The 14399-nt window shown below is 64.3% G+C and carries 16 protein-coding genes; 7 read left to right on the top strand and 9 right to left on the bottom strand.

The window, feature by feature from the left end:
* Positions 1-14 precede the first annotated feature (14 nt).
* Both AB4Y35_RS20005 and AB4Y35_RS20000 read right to left on the bottom strand, forming a co-directional pair.
* Complete coding sequence (locus AB4Y35_RS20005; protein WP_368705604.1) at positions 15-1097, bottom strand: porin; 1083 nt, start codon at positions 1095-1097, stop codon at positions 15-17.
* A gap of 544 nt (positions 1098-1641) precedes the next feature.
* A complete protein-coding gene (locus tag AB4Y35_RS20000; protein ID WP_368705603.1) occupies positions 1642-2853 on the bottom strand; it encodes a polysaccharide pyruvyl transferase family protein in 1212 nt (403 codons plus the stop codon).
* Between the two features lie 180 nt (positions 2854-3033).
* Here AB4Y35_RS20000 and AB4Y35_RS19995 point away from each other — a divergent pair, with 180 nt between their 5' ends.
* On the top strand, positions 3034-3459 hold the full coding sequence (locus AB4Y35_RS19995) for a Fur family transcriptional regulator (protein ID WP_028206271.1): 426 nt from the start codon (positions 3034-3036) through the stop codon (positions 3457-3459).
* Positions 3460-3483: 24 nt separating this feature from the next.
* Here the strand turns inward: AB4Y35_RS19995 and AB4Y35_RS19990 are convergent, their stop codons facing one another.
* Complete coding sequence (locus tag AB4Y35_RS19990; RefSeq protein ID WP_368706117.1) at positions 3484-3657, bottom strand: zinc-binding dehydrogenase; 174 nt, start codon at positions 3655-3657, stop codon at positions 3484-3486.
* Between AB4Y35_RS19990 and AB4Y35_RS19985 the strand changes: the two genes are divergently transcribed.
* Positions 3625-3876 (top strand): LysR substrate-binding domain-containing protein, encoded by a 252-nt coding sequence (locus AB4Y35_RS19985; RefSeq protein WP_368706116.1) that lies wholly within the window; start codon positions 3625-3627, stop codon positions 3874-3876. The genes AB4Y35_RS19990 and AB4Y35_RS19985 overlap by 33 nt on opposite strands.
* 16 nt (positions 3877-3892) lie before the next feature.
* On the opposite strand, the gene AB4Y35_RS19980 is transcribed toward AB4Y35_RS19985, so the two are convergent.
* A complete protein-coding gene (locus AB4Y35_RS19980; RefSeq protein WP_368705602.1) occupies positions 3893-4684 on the bottom strand; it encodes an HpcH/HpaI aldolase/citrate lyase family protein in 792 nt (263 codons plus the stop codon).
* 291 nt (positions 4685-4975) lie between these two features.
* Between AB4Y35_RS19980 and AB4Y35_RS19975 the strand changes: the two genes are divergently transcribed.
* On the top strand, positions 4976-5413 hold the full coding sequence (locus AB4Y35_RS19975; protein WP_368687373.1) for a PRC-barrel domain-containing protein: 438 nt from the start codon (positions 4976-4978) through the stop codon (positions 5411-5413).
* Positions 5414-5431: 18 nt separating this feature from the next.
* On the opposite strand, the gene AB4Y35_RS19970 is transcribed toward AB4Y35_RS19975, so the two are convergent.
* On the bottom strand, positions 5432-6286 hold the full coding sequence (locus tag AB4Y35_RS19970) for an urea carboxylase-associated family protein (protein ID WP_368687374.1): 855 nt from the start codon (positions 6284-6286) through the stop codon (positions 5432-5434).
* A gap of 271 nt (positions 6287-6557) precedes the next feature.
* Here AB4Y35_RS19970 and AB4Y35_RS19965 point away from each other — a divergent pair, with 271 nt between their 5' ends.
* The 3 genes from AB4Y35_RS19965 to AB4Y35_RS19955 all read left to right on the top strand — a co-directional run bounded on the left by AB4Y35_RS19965 (position 6558) and on the right by AB4Y35_RS19955 (position 9001).
* Positions 6558-7457: a LysR family transcriptional regulator gene (locus AB4Y35_RS19965; protein WP_368705601.1), complete on the top strand. Its 900-nt coding sequence runs from the start codon at positions 6558-6560 to the stop codon at positions 7455-7457.
* Between the two features lie 199 nt (positions 7458-7656).
* Positions 7657-7968, top strand: a complete 312-nt coding sequence (locus AB4Y35_RS19960) for an antibiotic biosynthesis monooxygenase (protein WP_368705600.1) — start codon at positions 7657-7659, stop codon at positions 7966-7968.
* 19 nt (positions 7969-7987) lie between these two features.
* Positions 7988-9001, top strand: a complete 1014-nt coding sequence (locus AB4Y35_RS19955; protein ID WP_368705599.1) for a zinc-binding alcohol dehydrogenase family protein — start codon at positions 7988-7990, stop codon at positions 8999-9001.
* Positions 9002-9014: 13 nt separating this feature from the next.
* On the opposite strand, the gene AB4Y35_RS19950 is transcribed toward AB4Y35_RS19955, so the two are convergent.
* The 3 genes from AB4Y35_RS19950 to AB4Y35_RS19940 all read right to left on the bottom strand — a co-directional run bounded on the left by AB4Y35_RS19950 (position 9015) and on the right by AB4Y35_RS19940 (position 10795).
* The gene (locus AB4Y35_RS19950; protein WP_368705598.1) at positions 9015-9563 is read right to left on the bottom strand and encodes a cysteine hydrolase family protein; all 549 of its coding nucleotides are present in this window, start codon (positions 9561-9563) and stop codon (positions 9015-9017) included.
* 263 nt (positions 9564-9826) lie between these two features.
* On the bottom strand, positions 9827-10054 hold the full coding sequence (locus tag AB4Y35_RS19945) for a hypothetical protein (RefSeq protein WP_042263805.1): 228 nt from the start codon (positions 10052-10054) through the stop codon (positions 9827-9829).
* Positions 10055-10300: 246 nt separating this feature from the next.
* A complete protein-coding gene (locus AB4Y35_RS19940) occupies positions 10301-10795 on the bottom strand; it encodes a MarR family winged helix-turn-helix transcriptional regulator (protein WP_368687379.1) in 495 nt (164 codons plus the stop codon).
* Between the two features lie 198 nt (positions 10796-10993).
* Between AB4Y35_RS19940 and AB4Y35_RS19935 the strand changes: the two genes are divergently transcribed.
* Positions 10994-13015 carry an FAD-dependent oxidoreductase gene (locus tag AB4Y35_RS19935; RefSeq protein WP_368705597.1) on the top strand — a complete coding sequence of 674 codons (2022 nt, stop codon included), beginning with the start codon at positions 10994-10996 and terminating at the stop codon, positions 13013-13015.
* A gap of 45 nt (positions 13016-13060) precedes the next feature.
* Here AB4Y35_RS19935 and AB4Y35_RS19930 read toward each other — a convergent pair whose 3' ends face one another.
* Positions 13061-14362, bottom strand: coding sequence for an MFS transporter (locus AB4Y35_RS19930; RefSeq protein WP_368705596.1), 1302 nt, complete (start codon positions 14360-14362; stop codon positions 13061-13063).
* Between the last annotated feature and the right edge of the window lie 37 nt (positions 14363-14399).

The raw sequence follows: 14399 nt of genomic DNA, 5'->3' as shown, positions 1-14399 counted from the left end.
CTGCGCCGCCGTTCTCAGAACTTGTGTACCAGGCCGACCCCAATGCCGCGCGTGTCGCTGCCGGGAGCGACCGTCAAGCCCGAATACGCGGTGCCGGAGAGCGTGTATTGCGCCTGATTCCGGTTCTGGAGAAAGCCGGCCGCGGTATAGAGTTCGGTCGCTTTGGACAGCGAGTACTCGAACAGCAGGCCTAACTGCTGCGCGTTGTTGCCCTTGCCGGTGCGATCGTGCAGGTAACCGTACATCAGCGACACCAACGCAAATGGCGAGACCTGGTACGAGTCCGATACCTGGTAGACCTCGTGCTGCATGTATTTCGGCGTATTCGTCAGATTCTCCGTGTGGTACGCCAGCCAGATGCGGTTGGACCCGATCGCGTACGATGCGCCCGCGTTGAACACGGTAAATACCGCGCCAGGACCCGCGGCAGCGCCGCCCGCTAGCGTATAGCTCCCACCCGCTCCGACGGCTGGCTCGTCTCCTCGTTCATAGCCCGCCGCCACATTCAACGGCCCGTTGATGTACTGGATGACGGCGTTGTAGAACCCGATGCCGTTGCCCGACGTCGCCGGATCGCGCAAGGCCACCATAAATTTGCCATTCAACCCGCCAAACGTGGGCGTGTAGTAGGAGATAGCATTGTTCGCGCGGATGATCAGGCCGTTGAAATTATTCATGGGCGAAGCAATGCTTTTGACCCAGCTCGGATCCATTGCCGCCTGGAGCACATCGTATTGCGGCGAGTTTTGCAGGCCGAAGCGCACTTCCCCGAAGCCACCGGACATGCCGACATACGCCAGTCGGTTGAAGGCCTTGGTCGAGTCCGTCGCTGCACCCGTCTGTCCGGAGAAGGCTTGCTCCAACTGGAAATTGACGTGCAGCCCGTTGCCGATATCCTCGCTGCCCTTAAAGCCGTAGCGTGTCGAGAAGAGCCCGCCGGGTACGGCGCGGACCGCCGAATTGCCGCCGCTCGAACTTTGATAGACGAAGCCATTGTCGAGCACGCCATAGAGCGTGACCGACGACTGCGCGAACGCGTAAGGGGCGCACGCGCAGGACAAGACTGCGCCGGATGCGAGAGTGATAAACCTCTTCATGCGGAATCTCCATTGCATCGGTATGCCGGTGCTTTTATAAATATTTATCTGGTACGTACTGCTAATATGTAAGGCCATACCGTGGTCGATCGGGCGTGCCGATGCCCCGATACGCCCCGATAGGCCACGGTATTACGGATGGAGGGTTGATTTCGACGCGGCCCGTCGAGTGGCGGTCTGTCGAATCGAAGGCCGGTGATGGCGGGACAAGCTAATGGCCATACGTGGTTTCGCTGTTCAATCTGATCTCCGTTGATTGCATGTTCCTTTGCGTGATCGATGTGGATTCCGGCGATAGACGCATCGAATATCCTTCGGCAAGGTTAATTGCGCGCAAGGCGGTGGGTCCATGTATAAAACTTAGATTGAATGGTATTTTTTTACTTTCATTCGGACCGGGTAAACCAGTATCGATTCGTCGAATCGCGCGCAGGCGCTGCAATTCACCGGACGGTGTATGGAAGAGAAAAATTTGCGAATGGTTGTGCGAAAAACGTCTGGCGGAGGGCAGTGTCGTCGCCGTCTTACAGGGCTTTCGCACGGCCTATAGCCGATGCTCGGCAACCACGGTTTCGAATTCCACCCGATAGCGCCGTGCAAGTGCGGATGCGGTTTCGCGCAGTGATTCGCGATCGGTCGCCAGTGCATTGGCAACCGCATCGGCAAGATTGCCTGGATTCACAACGCCCGCGAGACCCGCTGCTTCCCATGTCCGCACATAAGCCGCATGCTTGCTTGCCGCGAGAGAATGATCAGGATGACTGATATTGACGCGAGGCAGCGCGTACGCCATCGCAACGATGCGACCGTGCAGGCTGCTGCCGCAATAGAGGCGGCTTCCAGCAATCAGCGCACAGGTGTCCCAGACGTTCAGCGAGGCAAACACGCGAACGTGAGCCGCGCGCAGTCGAGCCGCGAGCCGCTCGTACACCGCGAGGTCGTCATGCCAGGGAGCGGCGCCCGCGCGAAACAGCACAATCCCCAGGCCGTACCCGTGCGCGGCGAGTTCGAGCTGGGTGGCGAGCGTATCGAGCGTGGCATCGTCGCCGAAGTCAGCGCTGAATTGCACGGCTGCATAACCGCGCGGGAACGCCTGCCGCACGTCGCGCAGTGCGAGGGCCGTGGCGTGCCGGCGTATTGCCGAGCCGAACAGGACCGCCGTCATCGTGGCGGGGTCCGGTATCAGGCGGGCTGCGATGCCCCGTTGCGCGAGCAGCGCCTGGGTTTGACGGTCGCGCACGCTCACCGCGTCCGCGGATTGCAGTGCGGCGAGCACGTCGGCGCCCAACTGCGCATTGCGCGCATCGAGATCGACGCCGCCCACCGCGTTGAACGAGAGATGCCTCACGCGCACGTCCGGCAACGCGCACTTCGAAAGCACATACGGCGCGAGCGACGCCACGCCGACATGCCGGTGCGCCCACGCGCGCCCGTCGCGCAGCCATGCATCCTCGGCGGCGATGAGCGCCGGCACGCGCTGCGGCGGTGCGAGCATCACGGCGGCCTCCCACGCATTGCAGGTCAGCAACTCGCCGCCTGCGTGGATCACGTTCACCGGGCGGCCGCGCGCGAAAGCGGCGATACGCGCGAGTGCAACCGTGGCTGGCCCGCCATCGCCACGCGGATCGCGTGCGGCGAGCCCGGCGAACAGCAGTTCGCGGCGTGGCAGCATGCGCGCCGCCACCAGCGCGATCAGCAGGTCGCCGAAGTTGTGCCGGTCGAATGCGCCGAAGATCACCGTGGGCGTGGAAGCCATGCGGGCCTCAGGTCGTACTTTGGTTCAATATCCGTCAGTCCCATATTCGATTCATACGGCGCCGCAGCATAAAGTGGGGCCGCAAGTCAGGCCGCAAGGTGCCGCTCCCCATACTGACATAAGGAAACCTTAAGCATTCTCGGGGAAACTGTCGGCCTTGCCGACGTGTTTTTCCTGCGTATGAGAACGGTCTACTCCGAACTGAAGAGCGCGCGACTGCGCCCTACATCCAGCCGCGTGGCCGTGCTGAAGGTATTTCATGACGCGCCGCACGAGCATCTAACGGCCGACCAGGTCTTTCGCCGCATCGCAAAAGATGTGGAGCAATGCAGCCTGGCGAGCGTCTATCGCGCGCTTGCGCAGCTGATGGAATCGTCGCTGCTCGACAGCACGTGGGTTGGTGAAACACGCGTGGTGTACGAGCTTGGGCGTGGCGCGCCGCACGCGCACCTCGTGTGCGAAAGCTGCAAGACCGTGGTGGACATCGACGAGCCGATGCTGCAGGAGCAGCACGCCGCCATCGCGGCGGCAAAGCGCTTTCGCTATACGCATTCGAGTCTCGTCGTTTTCGGGCTTTGCGCCCAGTGCGCCGCGGCTTCGTCGTGAACCGGCGCATGGCCGGCGCAAAATTCAGAGCGTGACGACCACTTTTCCGAACGGCTCGTTCGACTCCAGATAGCGGTGCGCCTCGACGATCTGCTCGAAGGGGAACGTCCTCGCCATGACGGCTACAGCTTTACCGGCGAGGCCGAGGGCGAGCCGCCCGTCGAGATCACGCCGCCCAGCCGCTTTCGTCTGGACGATCTTGCCGCGATCGCCGACGCCGTCGCGGCGGGCGAAGGGCTCGGATGGCTGCCGTTCTGGCTCGTGCGCGAGCGGGTTCGCGAAGGCGCGCTGGTGGAGTTGTTGCCTGCGCAACGGGTTTTTCTCTACGATGCGTACGCGATATGGCTACGCACGCCGCACGTGCCGGTGCGAGTGCGGCTGGCCGTGGAGGAACCGGCGCAGGCGTTGATGGAGTGAAAATGAGCGAGTCGCCCTAGCTTTTCTCCGCGGGCGCCGTCGCCGCCTGGACGATGCCGCGCGCCGCCTGCTCGATCATCACCACGTCGAACGCGAGCAGCAACATGCGGTAGCCGGCGGCGCGCTTCCTCTGCGCCGTTTGCGCGTCGAGCGCCACGCCGCCCAGCGGCGTGCCCGCGCGCTTCACCTTCTCCTCGGCCTTGTGCACGAGCGCCTGTACGTCAGGGTGATCGAACTGGCCCGGCACGCCAAGGCTCATCGAAAGATCGAACGAGGCGATCGCTGCCACGTCGATGCCTGGCACCGCAAGAATCTCATCGAGCCGCTCGATGGATTGTGCGTCCTCGATCGTGATGATGTTGAGCAGTTCCGAATCCGCGACGCGAATGTAATCGGGGCCGCTCACGCCCCAGCGCGCGGCGGCGAGCGAAGGCGCGAAGCCGCGCGAGCCGTTGGGCGGATAGCGCAGCGACTCGCTCGCCTTGCGCGCGAGTTCGGGCGTGGCAATCATCGGGAAGTTGATGCCCATGGCGCCCGTTTCCAGCGCGGTCTTGACGAGCCAGGGCTCGGTCCACGGAATCCGCACGATGGGGGTGACCGGCGTGCCGCGCGTGGCGGCCACCATGGCGTGGAGGCTGTGCACGTCGATGGGGCCGTGCTCCATGTCGAAGATCAGCACGTCCACGCCGCTCGCCGCGAGTACCTGCACGAGCCCCACGCTCGGCAGCTCGACCATGAAAGCGGTCAGGTTTTCGCCGGCCGCGAGTCTGGCCTTGGCGCGATTGTGGCGGGTGGGCAGGGCGGACATGTCGTTCTCCAGGAGCCGGGGCGGCGTGATGTCCGTGCCGAACTCCGTACGTTTTCCATACTAGTCGAGCATGCGCGCGTTGCCCGATTATCTCCAGCAATGGTTCCCAGAAGCCTTCCGAAGGCCGGGTGGCGCATTTACGCCAGGGCTTGCCTGCTTCGTGCTTGCTCGCGCAAGCAGCTTGAGCGCACCGCCGCCCCATACCGGCTACCATGACATCCCGCCTGCAGTCTCGCACTGACTCGCAACGACTCGCGCGGCGAAATAACTGGAATACAGGAGCGAAAGAAAATGCTTTTCCGCAAGACGATGTTGGCCGTAGCCGCATTCAGCGCCGTGCTGGCCAGTGCCAGCGCGCATGCCCAGATCGCGGGCGCGCAGCCCTTGAGCGTTTCGGTCGAGCAGTCGCAGGCGCTGCTCGAAGGCTGGAGCGTGAAGAAGAGCGTACTCGGCAAGCCCGTTTATAACGACGACAACGTGAAGATCGGCACCGTGCGCGACCTGATCGTGGCGCCGGACGGCTCGGTTTCCGCGGCCATCGTTTCGGCGGGCGGTTTCCTCGGCGTCGGCTCGCACGACGTAGCCGTGCCCATCGCGTCGCTCGACGTGCGCCAGGGCAATCTCTATCTGCCCGGCGCGACCAAGGAAGCACTGAAGGCCACGCCCGCGTTCCAGTACGCGAAGGTCGAATCGCCGCCGAAGCCGAAGAAGGTCGAGAAGCAGCAGTAAGCCTTCAGCCGTCGCGATTCAGCAGCCGCACTTCCAGTCCGGCTGCTGCAACGCCATGCCGTGCAGGCCGCGATATTCCGCGACGGGCGGCGACGACCAGCCTGCCAGCAGCGCGGGCGCCAGCCGGTAGATCTCGATGCCGAGCGGCCGGCAGACTTCCAGCGGGTCGCGTGCATCGGGTCCCCACATCGGCAGCGAAAGATCGCCGCCGGGGCAGGTGGAAAGCGCGCACAACAGGTCGATCTCGGCGAAAAACTCGAGATAGTCGCCCTTCTTCGCCGGGCAGGCCTTCATGAAATACTTGTCCTCCAGATTCAGGCCCGTGCACTGGAACACGTTGAGCACGTCGTGCACGTCGTATTCGGTGAGCCCGTACGGCGCGATGGCGCGCGTGAGGTTCGAGTGACAGTGAAAATGAAAGTCCTCGCCGGTCAGCATGCGGTTCACGTAGGGGTCGCAGCGTGTGCCGAGCAGGTCGTGAACACGTCCGCCGTGCTCGTCCACGCCGTAGTCGGCGAGGCTGTCGTCGGTGATGGTGACGAGCGGGCGCAGGAAGGGCAGCGTCGACCACAGGCGGTCGAAGGTGCTCACATGCGCCTGCTGGAGCTGGCGCGTGCGCGAAGCCCACATGCGTTCGCGCGGATCGTGCCGGTTCCACAAGTTGAGGTCGGCCACCTGCGGGCCTTCGATCGTCACGATGCGGAACACGTGTCCCGCGGGCACGCTCCACGCTTGCCCCGAGCGTATCGGCACGACGATCGATTCGATTAGCTCGCGCTGATCCTTCTCTTCGGCGATGCGGCGGTAAAAGGGCTTGTTCACGTCGAGCGCGGAGCCCTTGGTCGACTGGTAGGCGGCGGGATAATTCAGCATTGTCTCGTACTCCTGTATGAAACGACCTGTACCCGCATTCGCGATGCCGATGGCGCTCAGCGCAGCGTTAGCGGGATGTCTGCTGGGGAGTATAGGAATCGCGCAACGGTAAGCCAAAGATTGTTCAACGATCGCAAGGCTGGGGACTCGCGGACTCTTTTGCGTGTTCGGGGCTACCCGCCCGTGCGGTGCCTTCGTGTACAGTTCGCTTACTCCATGACCGCGGCGCCTGCTTCCGAGGCGCGCGCAGCCCAACGAGACGCGACGGTACATGATCAGACTGGAAGACCTCGTCATCTTTATCAGTGCGGCGGACAACGGCAGCCTCTCGGCCGCCGCACGTCAACTCGATCTCACGCCCGCGGTGGCGAGCGCGGGCCTCAAGCGCCTCGAAACCGAACTCGGCACGCGCCTGCTCTCACGCTCCACGCGCAGCCTGCGTCTCACGCCGGACGGCGAGCGCTACCTCGAATACGCGCGCGGCGTCATGGAGCAGGTGGAGGCGGGCCAGAACGCCGTGGCGCATGGGCGCAAGATGATCGGCGGCACGGTGTCGCTGTCGATTCCCTCCGACCTCGGGCGCAACGTGCTCGCGCCCTGGTTCGACGACTTTCAGGCGCAGCATCCTGCGGTGTCGTTCCAGGTGCACATTGGCGACCACGTGACCGACATGTTCCGATCGCCGGTTTCCGTAGCGATCCGCTACGGCGTGCCCGAAGATTCCACCCTCGTGGCGCTGCCCCTCGCGCCCGACAACCGGCGCGTGCTGTGCGCCGCGCCCGGCTATTTCGCGCGTCACGGCAAACCCGCGACGCCCGCCGATCTCTCGCGCCACAACTGTCTGCGCTTCGCGCTGAGCGACACGCTGCACGACCGCTGGACCTTCTATCGCGGCGACGAAGCGAGCGTCGTGAACGTGCATGGCAACCGCAGCAGCGACGACGGCGAACTCGTGCGCCGCTGGGCCGTGGCGGGGCATGGCCTTGCGTACAAGTCGCGTCTGGACGTGCTCGCCGATATCCAGGCGGGCCGCCTCGAAACCGCGCTCGATGCGTTTCAGGGCGAAGGCGCGCCGCTGCATCTCGTCTGCGCGCACCGCACGATGCTCTCGCCGACCGTCAACGCACTGCGCGATTGGCTGCGCGATCGCATCGCCGCGTTTCTTGCCTGACGTGTGATTGCGCAGTAGGTCCGCCACCCGGCCCGACCGCCATCGGGCATGCCTCCATTCGTCGTTCCCGCCGCCTCCGCCGCTCGATCGCGCACTCGATCTTCAAAACAGCTTTGAAGGTGAATTCGCCGTTTGCCGCTAGGCGCGCCGGACGCACTGGCCGATTATTCATACCAACACGAACGGCACGGAGGCTCGAATGATCGTCGCGATAGGCCGCTTTTACCTGCGCGCCGACAAGATTTCGCACTTCGAGGCCGCCTGGCTGCGCGTATGCCCGCTGCTCACGAACAAGCCGGGGTATCGCGGGCACCGCCTCGGTCCGCAGTGCGAAGACGAAGGCTGCTACGTGCTGGAAGTGGAATGGGACTCCCTCGACGCACAGAGCGCGTTCATGATGCACGGCGATTTCCAGACCTTCCTGCACGCGCTGTGGCCGTACTTCTCGGCCGACCCCGACCTCTATCACTTCGAGCCGCTCGTTCAATCAAGCCGGTTTCCCGCAATTTGACTGTCTGGAGGTATTCACGATGAAAGCGATTGGTTATTACCGCAATCTCCCCATCAGCGACCCCGAATCGCTGATCGATCTCGAACTCCCCGAGCCGCAGCCGGGCCCGCGCGATCTGCTCGTTGAAGTGCACGCGGTGTCGGTCAACCCGGTCGACGTGAAGGTGCGCGCGAACAGGGCGCCCGAAAACGGCGAGCCGAAAGTGATCGGCTGGGACGCGAGCGGCGTCGTGCGCGCCGTGGGCCGGGACGTGACGCTCTTCAAGCCGGGCGACCGGGTGTGGTATGCGGGCTCGCTGCTGCGCCCGGGCACCAACAGCGAACTGCACGTGGTCGACGAGCGCATCGTGGGCCGCATGCCGCAAAGCCTGAACTTCGCCGAGGCGGCGGCGTTGCCGCTCACCTCCATCACGGCGTGGGAGTTGCTGTTCGACCGCCTCGGGGTGCCCGAGGGCACGATGCCGTCCGGCGACTCGCTGCTCGTGATCGGCGCGGCGGGCGGCGTGGGCTCGATTCTCGTGCAGTTGGCGCGCAAGCTCACGGGCCTCACGGTGATCGGCACGGCGTCGCGGCCCGAAACGTCGAAGTGGGTGAGCGAACTGGGCGCGCATCACGTCATCGATCATACGAAGCCGCTTTCGCACGAGCTCGAGCGTATCGGCATGGAAGGCGTGGACTATATCGCGAGCCTGAACCAGACCGACCGTCACTTCGACGAGATCGTCGCCTCGATCAATCCGCAGGGGCATCTCGCGCTGATCGACGACCCGGAGCTGTTCGACTTCCGCAAGCTCAAGATGAAGAGCGTGGCCCTGCATTGGGAGTTCATGTTTACGCGCTCGATGTTCGGGACGAAAGACCAGATTCGCCAGCATGATCTGCTCGACCGCATGGCTTCGCTCATCGACGAGGGCGTACTGCGAACGACCCTCAACGAGAGCTTTGGGACCATCAACGCGGCAAACCTGCGCCGGGCGCACGAACTCGTGGAAACCAACCGCTCGCGCGGCAAGCTCGTGCTCGAAGGGTTTTAAATCGCGCCGATCGTTACTCAACCGCGCGGTCGAACGCGCAATCGGCCGTGCTCGCGAGCCTGACGAACGGGCCGCTCAAGGTGCGGTTGTGGTGCTCGATGATCGACGCGGCGCGCAGCACGGGCGTATCCATGGTCGTGTGGGCGTCCGCGACGAGCAGCGCGTGAAAGCCCAGGTCGCCCGCGGCGCGGCAGGTCGAGTCCACGCAGTACTCGGTCTGCATGCCCGCGATGACGAGTTCGCCCACGTTGGCGCACGCGAGCCTTGCCGCGAGATCGGTGCCGGTAAAGCAACTGGGGCGGCGCTTCTCGAACACGCTGTCGATGTGCGGGTCGATGGCGAGCGCCGGCAGCAATTGCGCGAGCGGACTGCCCGGCTCGATGGGCGAGCCCGGCGGCCCGACGTGACGCGCGGCGAAGACCGGCGCGCGCACCTTGCGCGCCTCGGCAATCAGCTGCCTGATATTGGCGAGTACGCGCTGACCTTCAAACGGTGCGTTAGGGCCATTGAACAAGCCTTCCTGCATATCGATGACGAGCAGGGCACGAGCGAGGCTGGACATGAGGGTTCTCCGCTAGTTGCGCCCGCAACGCACGGAGAAACGACAAGGCCCCGTCCATTGCTGGCGGGGCCTTGTGATCGATACGAAATCTAACGTACGCGCACCGAACTCACGACCCGCCGGAAGCGGTCGTGGTAGTCGTCGAGGTGAGGATGGGCGCGTTCATGAGGACGATCATGCAGGAGGCGGCCTGAGGCGTCAACCGTGTTGCGCGCGTTGCCTGCACGGCTCGTCGGCAAGCGACGCCGTCGAGCGTGAGCGCATCAGCGTGAAGTGTCGGGGCGCTTCCAGTGCGCGTTGGCGTGCTTGTCCGTAATGCGGACCTTGGCCAGCAGCGGCTTATAGCCTCTCAGGACGATCTCGCTGATCGCGAGAAGCTCGGAGCGAAAGATGTTCTCGGCGAATTTGCTGCCGTCCGCGAACTCCAGGGCGTAGCCATCGATTGGCCCCCATTGGCCTCTCGGTAACGGTTCGATATAGACGTCCATCATCAGTCTCCATTGATTAACAAGCGAATAAGAAGCGTCATTGGATTCAGTCTATCGCAGTGAAAGACGGCTTCCCCGCGGGTTTTTGGCGACGCAATTTCCTTGCTGTTCAATGGTTTACGTGATGTCTTTCACGATAAGAGAAGATCTCCTTCGATGTGCAATTGCTGGCCGGCGTCGGGAAATGCGGAATTTGCACACACCGGGCGCGCATTGCACGATATGAAAGCGCGAGCGCGCATTCACAATTCACTCCTCTTCGCGCGGCGCCGGTTCGCCGAGATCGATCTCGTCCATGCCCTTGTTCAACTGATTGAGGAAGTGCACGAGCGAAACCTTGTCGTCGAAGCGAAAGCTCGCGAGCGCCTGGCGATAGAACTCGTAGATCTTCGGCTGCAGGCTCTCCCAGAACACCTTGCCCTGGTCCGTGAGCACGACCTTTTTCGCGCGCCGGTCCACGGTGTCGGCCACGCGCAGCACATGCTCGTCGCGCTCGAGGCGCTTGAGCACGCCGTCGAGACTCTGGCGGCTCACCACGAGATAGTCGGCCAGTTCGGAAAACGACATGCCCTCCGCAACCTGCGGGCGCGACAGCGCGCCGAGCACCGACCATTGCACGGTCGTGATGCCGAGCGCCTTGGTCGTCTGCCGGTCGAGCGTGTTGCCCGCCTGGAACAGCCGGAAGAACAAGCGGTTGTGAATCGACGAGACGGATTGATCGTACGAAGGGTCGTTCTGGGTCATGGGCGCCTTTCGGTCGCCGCGCGAGTGCGGCGGGCAATGAGACAAATACCTGATACGAAAATAGTGAAGGGAGTGGGCGCGCCGTCCATTTGGGCAATACCCCTCCTCGTACCCTCAATATATATCATGATGTTGACGTAATTAGGGGCCTCGCCTAGAGTGTGGAAACGACGCACGAGAATATCAAGAGACATCCCCATGGCGACCTACGACCGGCTTTTGACCCCGCTTCGCGTTGGCGCGACGCTGCTGCCCAACCGCATGGTGATGGGCGCGATGCACACGCGGCTCGAAACGCTCGACCGTCCGCATGAGCGCCTCGCCGCGTTCTATGCGGCGCGCGCGGCTGGCGAGATCGGCCTGATTCTGAGCGGCGGGTTCTCGCCGAACGCCGAAGGCGTGATGGAGGCCGGTGGCCCGCTCTTCAATCGCGCGGAGCAGGTCGACGAGCATCGCGCCGTGACGCGCGCGGTTCACGAGATGGGCGGCAAGATCGTGCTGCAGATCCTGCACGCGGGTCGTTATGCGAAGGTGCCGGAGTGCGTGGGACCGACGGCCGCCAAGGCGAGAATCAACGCGTACGCGCCTCGCGCGCTCAGTACTCAGGAAGTGCGCGCCACCATCGACGACTTCGCCAGCACGGCGGCGCTGGCGGTCCAGGCCGGCTACGACGGCGTGGAGATCATGGGCTCGGAAGGCTATCTCATCAACGAGTTCACGGCCGCCGTCACCAACGCGCGCGACGACGAATTCGGCGGCGACTTCGCAGGCCGCATCCGCTTTGCGCTCGACATCGTGCGCGCCGTGCGCGCGCAAATGGGCTGCGAGCCCATGCTGATCTACCGCATCTCTTCCATCGACCTCGTGGATGGCGGCATGAGCGGCGCCGAGATCGCGGCGTTCGCGAAGGAGATCGAAGCGGCCGGCGCGGACCTCATCAACACGGGCGTGGGCTGGCACGAATCGGCGGTGCCGACCATCGCGGCATGCGTGCCGCGCGCGGCCTGGCGCGACGCGATTCGCAACGTCAAAGAGGCGGTGTCGATTCCGGTGATGGCGTCGAACCGCATCAACACGCCCGAGGTCGCGGAAGAACTGATCGCCTCGGGGGTGGCCGATCTCGTTTCGATGGCGCGCCCGCTGCTCGCCGACCCGGACTTCGCGAAGAAGACGCGGCTTGGCGTGGCCGACGAAATCAACACCTGCATCGGCTGCAATCAGGCCTGCCTCGACCGCATCTTCACGGAACGCACCGCGACCTGCCTCGTCAATCCGCGCGCGGGGCGCGAGATCGAGTTCGCGCCGGGCAAGGCCTTGCAGCCCAAACGTATCGCGGTCGTGGGCGGCGGGCCTGCCGGCATGGCGTTTGCGATCAACGCCGCTGAACGTGGCCATACGCTCACGCTGTTCGAAGCGCATGCGCGGCTGGGCGGGCAGCTGAATCTGGCAAAGGTCGTCCCCGGCAAAGCCGAGTTTCACGAGATGCTGCGCTATTTCGAGGTGCGGCTAAAGCGGCTTGGCGTGACGTTGCGGCTCGGGCAGGCCGCAACGGCCGATGAACTCGCCAGCGAGGCGTTCGACGAGATCGTCATCGCCACCGGCGTCACGCCGCGCGTGCCCGATATCGTGGGTGTCGATCATCCGAAGGCGGTGTCGTATCTCGACGTGCTCGCGGGCAAGGTCGAAGTGGGCGCGCGCGTGGCGATCGTCGGCGCGGGCGGCATCGGTTTCGACGTGGCCGAGTATCTGCTGGGCGATGCGCAGGAATCACTGGACCGTGATGCGTTTTTCCGCGTGTGGGGCGTCGATCCCGCGAATGCGGATGCGGGCGGACTCTCGCGTAGCGATGCTCATGGCGCGCCGCGCCGTAGCGTTCACATGTTCCAGCGCAAGGAGGAACCGCTCGGCAGGGGCCTCGGCAAATCGACGGGATGGATCCTGAAGGCCCGCTTGCGCAAGGCCAACGTGATGATGACGTCGGGCGTGACCTATGACGCGATCGACGACGAAGGTCTGCATTATCGCGTCGATGGCAAGGCGCATGTGCTCGCCGTCGATCATGTCGTGCTGTGCGCGGGGCAGAATTCGAACCGGACGCTCTACGATGAACTCGTCGCGCGCGCAGCGAAACCGAAGGTGATAGGCGGCGCTGACGTCGCCGCCGAACTCGATGCGTTGCGTGCCATCGATCAGGCCACGCGGCTCGCGATGACGATGTGACGTCGCCGCCGGCGCGCGCTAGCTCACGCGCTGGTTACGCGCTGGTTACGAATACGCCTCGTCCGCGAGCGGCGCGCGCTTGCGGGTGTCGCGAATGAAAATTGCCGAGAGCGCCGCGCCGGTGAGCGCAACCACGCCGGCCAGCGCGAACGCGGTGGCGAACGAGCCGCTGCGCTCCACCAGGAAGCCCGTCACGGCCGGTCCGATCACGCCCGAAAGACTACCCACGCAGTGCATGCAGCCGCTCACGCTGCCTACCCTGGCCGAATGCACGACGTCCTGCACGATCGCCCAGTAGAGCGCACCCGTCGCATAGAGCAGGAAGAGCGCAACGGACATCAGCGCGATGGCCGCGACAGCGGTATGCACGAGGCCGGCAACGCCCACGCACACGCCCGTCGCCGCGAGGCAAGTGGACAGGACGAGCTTGCGTGAGAGCATGAGCTTGCCGGTCCAGCGGAAGATCGCATCGGAGATCGCGCCGCCCGCCGCGAGGCCGACGGTGCCCACGAGCCAGGGCACGACCGTGGCGAGACTCATCTCGCGGATGTTGAGGTGATGCGCCTGCACGAGGTAGCTGGGGAACCAGCTCAGAAAGAAGAACAGCACGTAGTTGTAGGCGAAGAACGCCACGGCCGCCGCGATCACGAGCGGCTGGCGCAGCCATGCCGAGAGCGGCAACGAGGCGGCACTGTCGGGCACCGTGTGGGTCGCGCGCGCAACACCCGGTCCACGCTGCGCGGGCTCGGCTTCGTCGAGCGTGCTGACGAAGCGGCTCTCCGAAGGACGGTCGGCCGTGAGCAGCATCCACGCGACGCACCATACGAGGCCGATCGCGCAGATGATCCAGAACGCCGGGCGCCAGCCGAAGCTGATCGCGAGCAGCCCGATAATCGGGCCGGCAATCGCGCCGCCAAGTGGCGAGCCGGCGCTCAGGAGTCCCATGGAAGTCGCTGCGATGTCGTGCGGCATCCAGTTGTTGACCATCTTGTTCGCGCCTGCGCAGAGCGGTCCTTCGGCCATGCCGAACAGCACGCGCAGCACGAGCAGGCTCGCGAAGCCCACGGCCACGGCCGTGAGCCCGCAGAAGATCGACCACAGCCCGACCGCGAGAACATACACGATCTTCGGCCCGAGCTTGTCGCTCGCGAGGCCGCCCACGAAGTTGAACAGCGCATAGCCCACGAAGAAGCTGCTGAATACGATGCCCATCTGCGCCGCATCGATGCCGAGGTCCTTTTGCACGAGCGGTGCAGTGATCGAAAGCGCCACCCGGTCGAGGTAGTTGATGCCGTAGACGAGGAATAACAGGAAAACGGTTATCCATCCCATCGTGCGTTGTTTCATGTTCTGTCTCCAGTCCTTATAGATATGGGCGCGCGTG

Origin of the sequence: Paraburkholderia sp. EG286A (genome assembly GCF_040965375.1) — a bacterium.
In the GTDB taxonomy this organism is placed as follows: Bacteria; Pseudomonadota; Gammaproteobacteria; order Burkholderiales; family Burkholderiaceae; genus Paraburkholderia.
Note: the sequence above shows the minus strand (reverse complement) of the source record. Positions and strands in the feature narration are given on the sequence as shown.

Excerpts from the sequence above, each read along its gene's own strand:
- AB4Y35_RS19965 (WP_368705601.1), top strand. The coding sequence starts at position 6,558 with ATGATCAGACTGGAAGACCTCGTCATCTTTATCAGTGCGGCGGACAAC.
- AB4Y35_RS19930 (WP_368705596.1), bottom strand. The coding sequence starts at position 14,362 with ATGAAACAACGCACGATGGGATGGATAACCGTTTTCCTGTTATTCCTC.
- AB4Y35_RS20000 (WP_368705603.1), bottom strand. The coding sequence starts at position 2,853 with ATGGCTTCCACGCCCACGGTGATCTTCGGCGCATTCGACCGGCACAAC.
- AB4Y35_RS19945 (WP_042263805.1), bottom strand. The coding sequence starts at position 10,054 with ATGATGGACGTCTATATCGAACCGTTACCGAGAGGCCAATGGGGGCCA.
- AB4Y35_RS20005 (WP_368705604.1), bottom strand. The coding sequence starts at position 1,097 with ATGAAGAGGTTTATCACTCTCGCATCCGGCGCAGTCTTGTCCTGCGCG.
- AB4Y35_RS19975 (WP_368687373.1), top strand. The coding sequence starts at position 4,976 with ATGCTTTTCCGCAAGACGATGTTGGCCGTAGCCGCATTCAGCGCCGTG.
- AB4Y35_RS19935 (WP_368705597.1), top strand. The coding sequence starts at position 10,994 with ATGGCGACCTACGACCGGCTTTTGACCCCGCTTCGCGTTGGCGCGACG.
- AB4Y35_RS19995 (WP_028206271.1), top strand. The coding sequence starts at position 3,034 with ATGAGAACGGTCTACTCCGAACTGAAGAGCGCGCGACTGCGCCCTACA.
- AB4Y35_RS19955 (WP_368705599.1), top strand. The coding sequence starts at position 7,988 with ATGAAAGCGATTGGTTATTACCGCAATCTCCCCATCAGCGACCCCGAA.
- AB4Y35_RS19960 (WP_368705600.1), top strand. The coding sequence starts at position 7,657 with ATGATCGTCGCGATAGGCCGCTTTTACCTGCGCGCCGACAAGATTTCG.
- AB4Y35_RS19940 (WP_368687379.1), bottom strand. The coding sequence starts at position 10,795 with ATGACCCAGAACGACCCTTCGTACGATCAATCCGTCTCGTCGATTCAC.
- AB4Y35_RS19970 (WP_368687374.1), bottom strand. The coding sequence starts at position 6,286 with ATGCTGAATTATCCCGCCGCCTACCAGTCGACCAAGGGCTCCGCGCTC.
- AB4Y35_RS19950 (WP_368705598.1), bottom strand. The coding sequence starts at position 9,563 with ATGTCCAGCCTCGCTCGTGCCCTGCTCGTCATCGATATGCAGGAAGGC.
- AB4Y35_RS19980 (WP_368705602.1), bottom strand. The coding sequence starts at position 4,684 with ATGTCCGCCCTGCCCACCCGCCACAATCGCGCCAAGGCCAGACTCGCG.